Raw genomic sequence first — 7,427 nt, 5'->3', positions numbered from 1 at the left:
CACTGTCTTGGCGGACGTAGATCTGGATTTTGCCCGACAAGTCCTGGAGATGCGCAAAGCTGGCTTTCCCCATTCCCCGTTTGGCCATGATTCTGCCGGCGATGGACACCTCGACCTGCTTCTCCTCCAATTCTTCCTTGGTCATTCCGTCATACTGCCGGAGAATATCGCCCGCCATATGGGTGCGTTCGTATTTTTTGCCGAAAGGGTCGATCCCAAGCCCGCGCAGCTCGTCCAATTTATCGCGGCGAATCTGCAGCAGCTCGCTGACCTCCAAGGCTTCCTGATTATTGTTCTCTTCGCTCATAGCCCTATTCCACTCCTTAATCCCGCTAAATTTGCTCGCCGACAAGCCGACAAAAGAAACAGTGAAAGAAGCTTCCGCTGGGGAAGCTTCTTTCGTCGCTCATTCCGCCTTACTTCTTAATGTCCACGATTTTATATTGAATCACGCCGGCCGGAACGTTGACGTCCACGATGGCGCCCTTTTTCTTCCCGAGAATTGCTTTGCCGACAGGACTTTCATTCGAAATTTTGTTCTGCATCGGATCGGATTCCGCCGTCCCGACGATGGCATATTCCATCGTATCGCCGAATTCCAGATCCTCCACCGTCACGATCGAACCGATGCTTACCGTATCCGTGTCGATTTCGTCGTTGTTGATGATCCGCGCGTTGCGCAGCATCTTCTCGAGCGTGATGATCCGCCCTTCAATAAAGGCCTGCTCGTTCTTCGCGTCCTCGTATTCCGAGTTCTCACTGATATCCCCGTATCCGATGGCGACCTTAATCCGCTCCGCAACCTCGCGGCGTTTCACCGATTTCAGGTTTTCCAATTCTTCTTCCAGTCTCTTCAGACCGTCCTGGGTAAGGATAACTTCTTTATCGCTCATCTCAACCGATTCTCCTGTCATGGAAAAAATTTTCGCACGGTGCGTGCGGCACCCGAAAACCCTCCTGGAAAATGAACGCTTCCCGAAAGGAAATGTTCCTTTGCCGTTCCACTGCCGCTTAGGTGCTTGGAAGCGCTCGCTTCCGGCAGCAATGGCCTCTGAACTCCTGACTCATTGTGTATATCATATGCATTATCAGATAAGGGTCAGACCACCCCAAGGGGGAAGACTAACGCTTGAGGCGAATTTATATTGTGAAATTATAGGTGAACGATTGTCAAATGTCAATGACACCCGAATTTACAAATGTAAACGTTTCATGAAGAAGGAGGCACCCAAAAAAATGGGTCCCCCACCCGAAACCAATCTTAGGCGGACACCTCGGCATGAACCGTTCCCGCCGTTAAGTTTTCAACAAACTCCTCCAGAATCCGCACCATCCCGTCACGCCGGGTTTCTTCCATAATGAGATCCTTGATGCGCGCCGCACCCTTCAGGCCTTTCAAATACCAGGCCAAATGCTTACGCATTTCGCGAACGGCCACATGCTCGCCCTTAAGTGCGGCCAAGCGATCCATATGCAGGACGGCAATACGGATTTTCTCCCGAGCGTCCGGCTCCGGCAGTAATTTGCCGGTCTTCAGGTACTCAACCGTCCGGTACAGCATCCACGGGTTTCCCAGCGCCCCGCGTCCGATCATCACGCCGTCGCAGCCGGTCTCATCCAGCATTCGTCTCGCATCCTCCGGCGTGGCCACGTCGCCGTTGCCGATGACGGGAATCGAGACGGCTTCCTTCACCTGACGGATATAACTCCAATCCGCCGTGCCGGTATACAGTTGTTCGCGCGTCCGGCCATGGACGCTGACGGCGTTGCCGCCGGCTTGTTCCACCGCTTTGGCGTTGTCCACGACATAAATATGCTCCGCGTCCCAACCGATGCGCATTTTCACCGTTACCGGTTTGCTCACCGCATCCACAACGGCCGAGACCATCTCGTAAATCTTATTCGGATCGAGCAACCAACGTGCGCCAGCGTCGCATTTCGTAACCTTCGGCACCGGGCAGCCCATATTAATATCGATGATGTCGGCGTTCGTTTCCTGATCGACGACTTTGGCCGCCTCTACGAGCGACGCGCGGTCCCCGCCGAAAATTTGCAGGCTGAGCGGCTTTTCCCGCTCGTCAACAAAAAGCATTTCTCTAGTGCGCTTATTGCCGTGAAGGATCGCTTTATCGCTAACCATCTCCGCGCAGACAAGCCCCGTCCCAAATTCTTTGGCAATTAGGCGGAAGGCCGGATTGCATACGCCTGCCATCGGGGCAAGCACGACCTGGTTTTTCAATTCAATATCGCCTATCTTCAGCAAGATGGTTCCCTCCAATACGATAAGGTAGTTTGAAAAGCGGTCCGCTTATGGATCGGGCTTCAAATCCGTTAAGGAGATGCCCAAACAATCTGCAATTTTAGTTAAAATTTGATCATCCGCCCGGCGGTTTCCCCGTTCCACTGCTCCCAATAACGCTAGGGATACGCCGGATTTCTCAGCCAGCTCTTGCTGGGTAAAGCCTTTCAGTTTTCGGAAAGCGCGGATGCGCTGTGCCAGGTGCATGTTTTCCAAAACCGGACGCCTTCCTTTCCATCTAGGGTGTCCAAGGCATTGTGAATACGCTCATACAGCCCGGAAGGTTCTCCTTCCGGCACGACGTCGGACAAGGGGATGAGCACAAAAGCCCGCTCCATCATTCGCGGATGAGGCAACGTCAGCAGCGGCGTATCCATAACTCTGCCACCGACCCACAGCAAATCAAGGTCTACTGTACGCGGCCCGAAACGGATTTTGCGCTCCCGCCCCAAACGAAGCTCGATGTCCAGCATGACGGTAAGCAACGCCTCGGGTTCCAACGAGGTACGCAGCGCAAGTGCCATATTTACAAAACAAGGCTGATCCAGATAACCTACCGGATCGGTCTCGTATAAATCGGAGCAGCGCAGCACCTCGATTGCCGGATGCTCCTGCAGCGCCGTAATCGCCTGCATCAGGGTGGCCTCGCGGTCTCCCAGATTGGCACCTAAAGCAATATAAGCCTCTGAATACTCAGAGGGAGAAGTCATGTTCATAAATGATGGGCTCACTTTCTGGAACGGTACATCTCCACCGTTACGCCGTCGAAACGGATATCGAACGGTGGGTGCGGCTTCGTAACGCGAACCGTTAACGCATCTACCCTAGTATAAGTGTCCAAAACCGCGGATGCAATATGCTCCGCCAATGCTTCAATCAATTGGAAGCTTTTCTGCTCGACGATGGTCTTGACCAGCTCATGCACTTCGGCGTAATTTACCGTTTGGGTCAAGTCGTCGCCGACCCCCGCCGGGCGCAGATCCAGCTCCAGTTCCAAGTCCACGTAGAAGCGCTGACCCAGCTTGCGCTCCTCCTCAAATACGCCGTGGTACCCGTAATATTCCATGCGCCGCAGCACCATTTTATCCATCATTTCCGCTCCTTTTCCAGTCGTTTATCAAGTGTACACGATCGCATCGCACATCCGCACCGTTTGCTTGATTTCCTTCACGTCATGGACACGGACGATCTGACAGCCCTGCGCAATGCCCAGCGCCACGGTCGCCGCCGTGCCGAACACCACCTCATCGACCGGAAGGTCCAGGGCGGTGCGGATGAATCTTTTGCGGGACGTGCCAAGCAGCAGCGGAAAACCCATTGCCGCCAACTTGTCCAGCGCGCGCATAACGCGCAGATTCTCCGCGTAATCCTTGGCAAAGCCGATGCCGGGATCCAAAATGATGTTCTCGTCGCGCACGCCGGCGCGGCGGGCGATCTCCACGCATTCGCCGAGATCCGCCGCCACATCGGCAAGCAGATCGCCGTAATTGCGATCATGGCGATTATGCATCAAAACAACCGGACAACCGAACTCCGCCGCGACTTCCGCCATCCGCGCCTCCGCTTTAAAGCCCCATACGTCGTTCATGATGTGCGCTCCGGCCCTCAGCGCTTCCCTAGCCACCTGTGCTTTGTACGTATCCACCGACAGCGGAACCTGCGGCAGCTCGCGATGGAGCGCCTCCACTACCGGGATGACCCGCTCCAGTTCTTCCTGTTCGCTAACGGGCTCATGGCCCGGACGCGTAGACTCCCCGCCGATATCGATGATATCGGCGCCTTCCGCAACCATCTCACGGGCGTGCTGCAGAGCGCGCTCCACGTTATTATACCGGCCCCCATCGGAAAAAGAGTCCGGCGTTACGTTCAGAATCCCCATCACCAACGTGCGTTCGCCGAGCGTAAAGGACGCCTCGCCCAGCCGATAGCTGCGATTATATATGATCGGCTCCATCGCCATCCCTCGCTTTCTCCCTATACTTCCCCAGCAGCAATTGCGTAACCGGCCCGATTCGGCCGCCGCCAACCGTAATCCGCCGTGCCTCCCGGCCACCATGCTTACAGGGCTCCGCCAATTCCGTCACCGGGACGATCTCCTGAATCGAATTCGTCAGGAACACTTCGTCGGCGGTCATCAGTTCGTCCCAAGTGTAGCGGCCTTCCTCCGTCGGAACGCCCAGTACGGCCGCCAGCTCCAATACCATGGCGCGAGTGATGCCGGGGAGAATGCCGGTATCGGTACCCGGCGTATAACATTTGCCATTCCGTACAAAAAATACATTGCTGACGATCCCCTCCGCCAACCAGCCTTGGGCCGTCAGTTGCAGTCCTTCGGGCGGAGCGGCAGCGGGGCGCGGCTCGTGCGCCGCGAAAGCGGTCGATGCCTGCTGCTGCGCCTCGCGCTCCAGCCGGGCCAGCTCGCGCTTCGCCAGCACATTGTTCATATAGTGCAGCGATTTGAAACGAACCTCGCCTTCCGGCGTGTTCCGGGGGGTTGCCAGCCGCCACAACGGCTTCCCGTCCGTGTACAACGAAGCCCCCGGCTCCGGCAGCGGCTTCATATATATCACGGTCTTCGGCTTGTCGTAGTCGCCGGCCGGCAGTCCCAGCGGCCCTTCGCCGGCTGTCACCGTGTACCGGATGTAGCCCTCGGCCAATCCGTTCAGCTTGAGCAGCTCGACGATTTCCGCCTTGACCCGATCGAGATGAGCCTGATAGCCGATCCCTAGCGCCCTGCAGCCCGCCATCAGCCGATCCAGATGCCGCTCCAACAGAAACGGCCGCCCCCCGTACGTGCGAAACGTCTCGAACAAGCCGATCCCGTACATAAAGCCGTGATCCCTTACGGAGATCACGGCTTGATCGACCGGGGTCGGAACGCCATCCACCCCGATGTAATTCATGCTTTCGCTTCCGCCTTCCGATTCAGGAAGTTGCGGAGAATCTGGTGGCCATGCTGGGTAATGATCGATTCCGGGTGGAACTGCACGCCCTCCACGGCGTACTTCTTGTGACGCAGCCCCATGATTTCCCCTTCCGCCGTCTCGGCGGTAATCTCCAGGCAATCCGGCAGGCTCTCGCGTTCCACGATCAGCGAATGATACCGCGTGGCCGTGAATGGGGACGGAAGTCCGGCAAACACCGATTCCCCCTGGTGGTGGATCGGCGATGTCTTGCCGTGCATCAGCCGCTCGGCACGAATCACGTTGCCGCCGAAGGCCTGGCCGATGGCCTGATGCCCCAGGCAAACGCCGAAAATCGGGATCACTCCCTTAAAACGCTCGATCAAATCCAGCGTAATCCCGGCTTCATTGGGCGTACACGGGCCGGGGGATATTAAGATATGATCCGGCCGCAAAGCCTCAATTCCCGCAAGATCGATCTCATCGTTGCGGCGGACAGTGACTTCCTCGCCTAACTCGCCTAAATATTGCACCAGATTGTACGTAAAAGAATCATAGTTGTCAATCACCAAAATCATCTCATCTCATCTCCTGTCCTAGACTTTGTCCGGCCGGCTCTTCTTTAATCTGTTGAACGGCCAGAGCAACGGCTCTGGCTTTGTTGAAGCATTCCCTATACTCGCGGTACGGGTCCGAATCGATCACGATGCCGGCTCCCGTCTGCAAATAACCGACGCCGTCCTTCACGACCAGCGTACGTATAATAATATTTAATTCCATATTCCCGGCATAGTCAATCCATCCCATCGCACCGGTGTAGGGCCCTCTCGTAACAGGCTCCAGCTCCTCGATAATTTCCATCGTCCGCACCTTCGGCGCTCCGGTGATCGTTCCCCCCGGAAAAACGGCGGCGATCGCATCGTAAATCGTGTACTCCGCACCCAGCACTCCTTCAACCTCGGATACCAAGTGCATGACGTGCGAGTAACGCTCCACGGTGAACAGCTCGCTAACCCGCACCGTCCCGAACTCTGCTACGCGTCCGATATCGTTGCGCAGGAGGTCGACCAGCATGATATGCTCGGCCTGCTCTTTCTCGCTTGCGCGCAGCTCCGCCTCCATCCGCCGATCCTCTTCCGGCGTATGCCCCCGCCGCCGCGTCCCGGCGATCGGGCGCGTGCGGATCCTCCCTTGCTCCACCTTTACCAGCAGCTCCGGCGATGCGGACACGAGCCGGAAATCGGGGAAACGGAGCAAGCCCATGTACGGCGAGGGATTCAGCCGACGAAGCTGCTCGTATACCCGCTCGGGTGCCGCCGCCAACGGAAAAGCCTGGCGAAGCGAGAGGTTCACCTGGAATACGTCGCCGGCGGCGATATATTCCTGTACCCGCCGTACCGCCGCTTCAAACGCTTCCTGCGTCATCGAGACGGATAAGCGGCGGCGCTCCAGCTCCTCGTCACCGATCGGAGAAAACGCCGACGAGCCTCCCGTTGCAACGGTATCGGTCGCCGCCGCGTAAAAGTCCGCCCAACGCTGCGCCATCCGCAAGGCCCGCGCTTCGGCGCGGCGGTAGCACTCGCGCAGCTCCTCCGGGTTCGGCGAAGCGATGGGGACATGGACGACGCAATACACGTCGCCTTCGGCCTGATCGACGGCCCATAGCTCCTCCAGCCGCATCCAGACGTAGTCGTCCAAGCCAAGATCGTCCTGCGCCAGATGCGGCAGCCGCTCCAGCGATCGCGCCACGTCGTAAGCGAGGTACCCGACGGCGCCGCCGCTGAATTTCGGCAACCCGGGGACGCCGGGCGACCGGTACGGCGCCATCCAGTCCCGCAGCAGCTCCAGCGGCTTGCCCGACACAACCGAAGCCGCTCCGACACCTCTATTGTGCACGACGGCTTCATTTCCCTTGCCCCGAATCACCGAGACCGGCTCCAAGCCCAAAAAAGTGTAGCGTCCGCCCTTGCCGCTCTCCAACACGCAAGCGTACGGCCCGGCTTCCTCCCAGGCCCGGGACCAATCCTCGGGCAGACCGGAAACCGCTAGCGGGCATTTGACCGCAAAAGGCAACATCGTCCAATGACCCGACGCTGCCCAATCTCTCCATTGCTCCCAAGTCGTGATTTTTTCCATGAGCCGCGTGATCCTCCAAATCTTCGTCGAGAAGCTCTTCTCTTATTGGAAGCTAGTATACTCGAAGACCGCCTAAAAATAAAAGCCCC

Annotated in this window: 10 protein-coding genes (1 of these 10 running past the window's edge); all 10 read right to left on the bottom strand. The window is 57.4% G+C overall.

The window, feature by feature from the left end; translation table 11 throughout:
• Window positions 1–307 carry the 5' end (the start) of a lysine--tRNA ligase gene (gene lysS / locus ACZF99_RS00430; RefSeq protein ID WP_483608108.1) on the bottom strand. The gene continues 1,202 nt to the left of window position 1, outside the view, so only the first 307 of its 1,509 coding nucleotides appear in the window; it begins with the start codon at window positions 305–307; the stop codon falls past the left edge of the window.
• A 109-nt stretch (window positions 308–416) separates the two neighbouring features.
• Window positions 417–893 carry a transcription elongation factor GreA gene (gene greA, locus ACZF99_RS00425; RefSeq protein ID WP_009226297.1) on the bottom strand — a complete coding sequence of 159 codons (477 nt, stop codon included), beginning with the start codon at window positions 891–893 and terminating at the stop codon, window positions 417–419.
• A gap of 368 nt (window positions 894–1,261) precedes the next feature.
• Window positions 1,262–2,263 carry a tRNA dihydrouridine synthase DusB gene (gene dusB / locus ACZF99_RS00420; protein ID WP_483608106.1) on the bottom strand — a complete coding sequence of 334 codons (1,002 nt, stop codon included), beginning with the start codon at window positions 2,261–2,263 and terminating at the stop codon, window positions 1,262–1,264.
• A 45-nt stretch (window positions 2,264–2,308) separates the two neighbouring features.
• On the bottom strand, window positions 2,309–2,515 hold the full coding sequence (locus ACZF99_RS00415) for a helix-turn-helix domain-containing protein (RefSeq protein WP_483608104.1): 207 nt from the start codon (window positions 2,513–2,515) through the stop codon (window positions 2,309–2,311).
• On the bottom strand, window positions 2,467–3,015 hold the full coding sequence (gene folK / locus ACZF99_RS00410) for a 2-amino-4-hydroxy-6-hydroxymethyldihydropteridine diphosphokinase (RefSeq protein ID WP_483608102.1): 549 nt from the start codon (window positions 3,013–3,015) through the stop codon (window positions 2,467–2,469). Before folK ends, ACZF99_RS00415 begins: the two co-directional genes overlap by 49 nt.
• An 11-nt stretch (window positions 3,016–3,026) precedes the next feature.
• Complete coding sequence (gene folB / locus ACZF99_RS00405; RefSeq protein ID WP_483608100.1) at window positions 3,027–3,389, bottom strand: dihydroneopterin aldolase; 363 nt, start codon at window positions 3,387–3,389, stop codon at window positions 3,027–3,029.
• A 27-nt stretch (window positions 3,390–3,416) separates the two neighbouring features.
• Window positions 3,417–4,253 (bottom strand): dihydropteroate synthase, encoded by an 837-nt coding sequence (folP, locus tag ACZF99_RS00400; protein ID WP_483612461.1) that lies wholly within the window; start codon window positions 4,251–4,253, stop codon window positions 3,417–3,419.
• Entirely contained in the window at window positions 4,234–5,202 is a 969-nt protein-coding gene (locus tag ACZF99_RS00395; RefSeq protein WP_483608098.1) for an aminotransferase class IV, read from the bottom strand. The genes folP and ACZF99_RS00395 overlap by 20 nt, the downstream gene beginning before the upstream one ends.
• Window positions 5,199–5,780 carry an aminodeoxychorismate/anthranilate synthase component II gene (gene pabA / locus ACZF99_RS00390; protein ID WP_483608096.1) on the bottom strand — a complete coding sequence of 194 codons (582 nt, stop codon included), beginning with the start codon at window positions 5,778–5,780 and terminating at the stop codon, window positions 5,199–5,201. The genes ACZF99_RS00395 and pabA overlap by 4 nt, the downstream gene beginning before the upstream one ends.
• A gap of 1 nt (window position 5,781) precedes the next feature.
• Window positions 5,782–7,338 (bottom strand): anthranilate synthase component I family protein, encoded by a 1,557-nt coding sequence (locus ACZF99_RS00385; protein WP_483608094.1) that lies wholly within the window; start codon window positions 7,336–7,338, stop codon window positions 5,782–5,784.
• Between the last annotated feature and the right edge of the window lie 89 nt (window positions 7,339–7,427).

This window comes from Paenibacillus sp. JL3B1040, from assembly GCF_057063165.1.
This window is presented reverse-complemented; position numbering and strand designations above follow the sequence as displayed.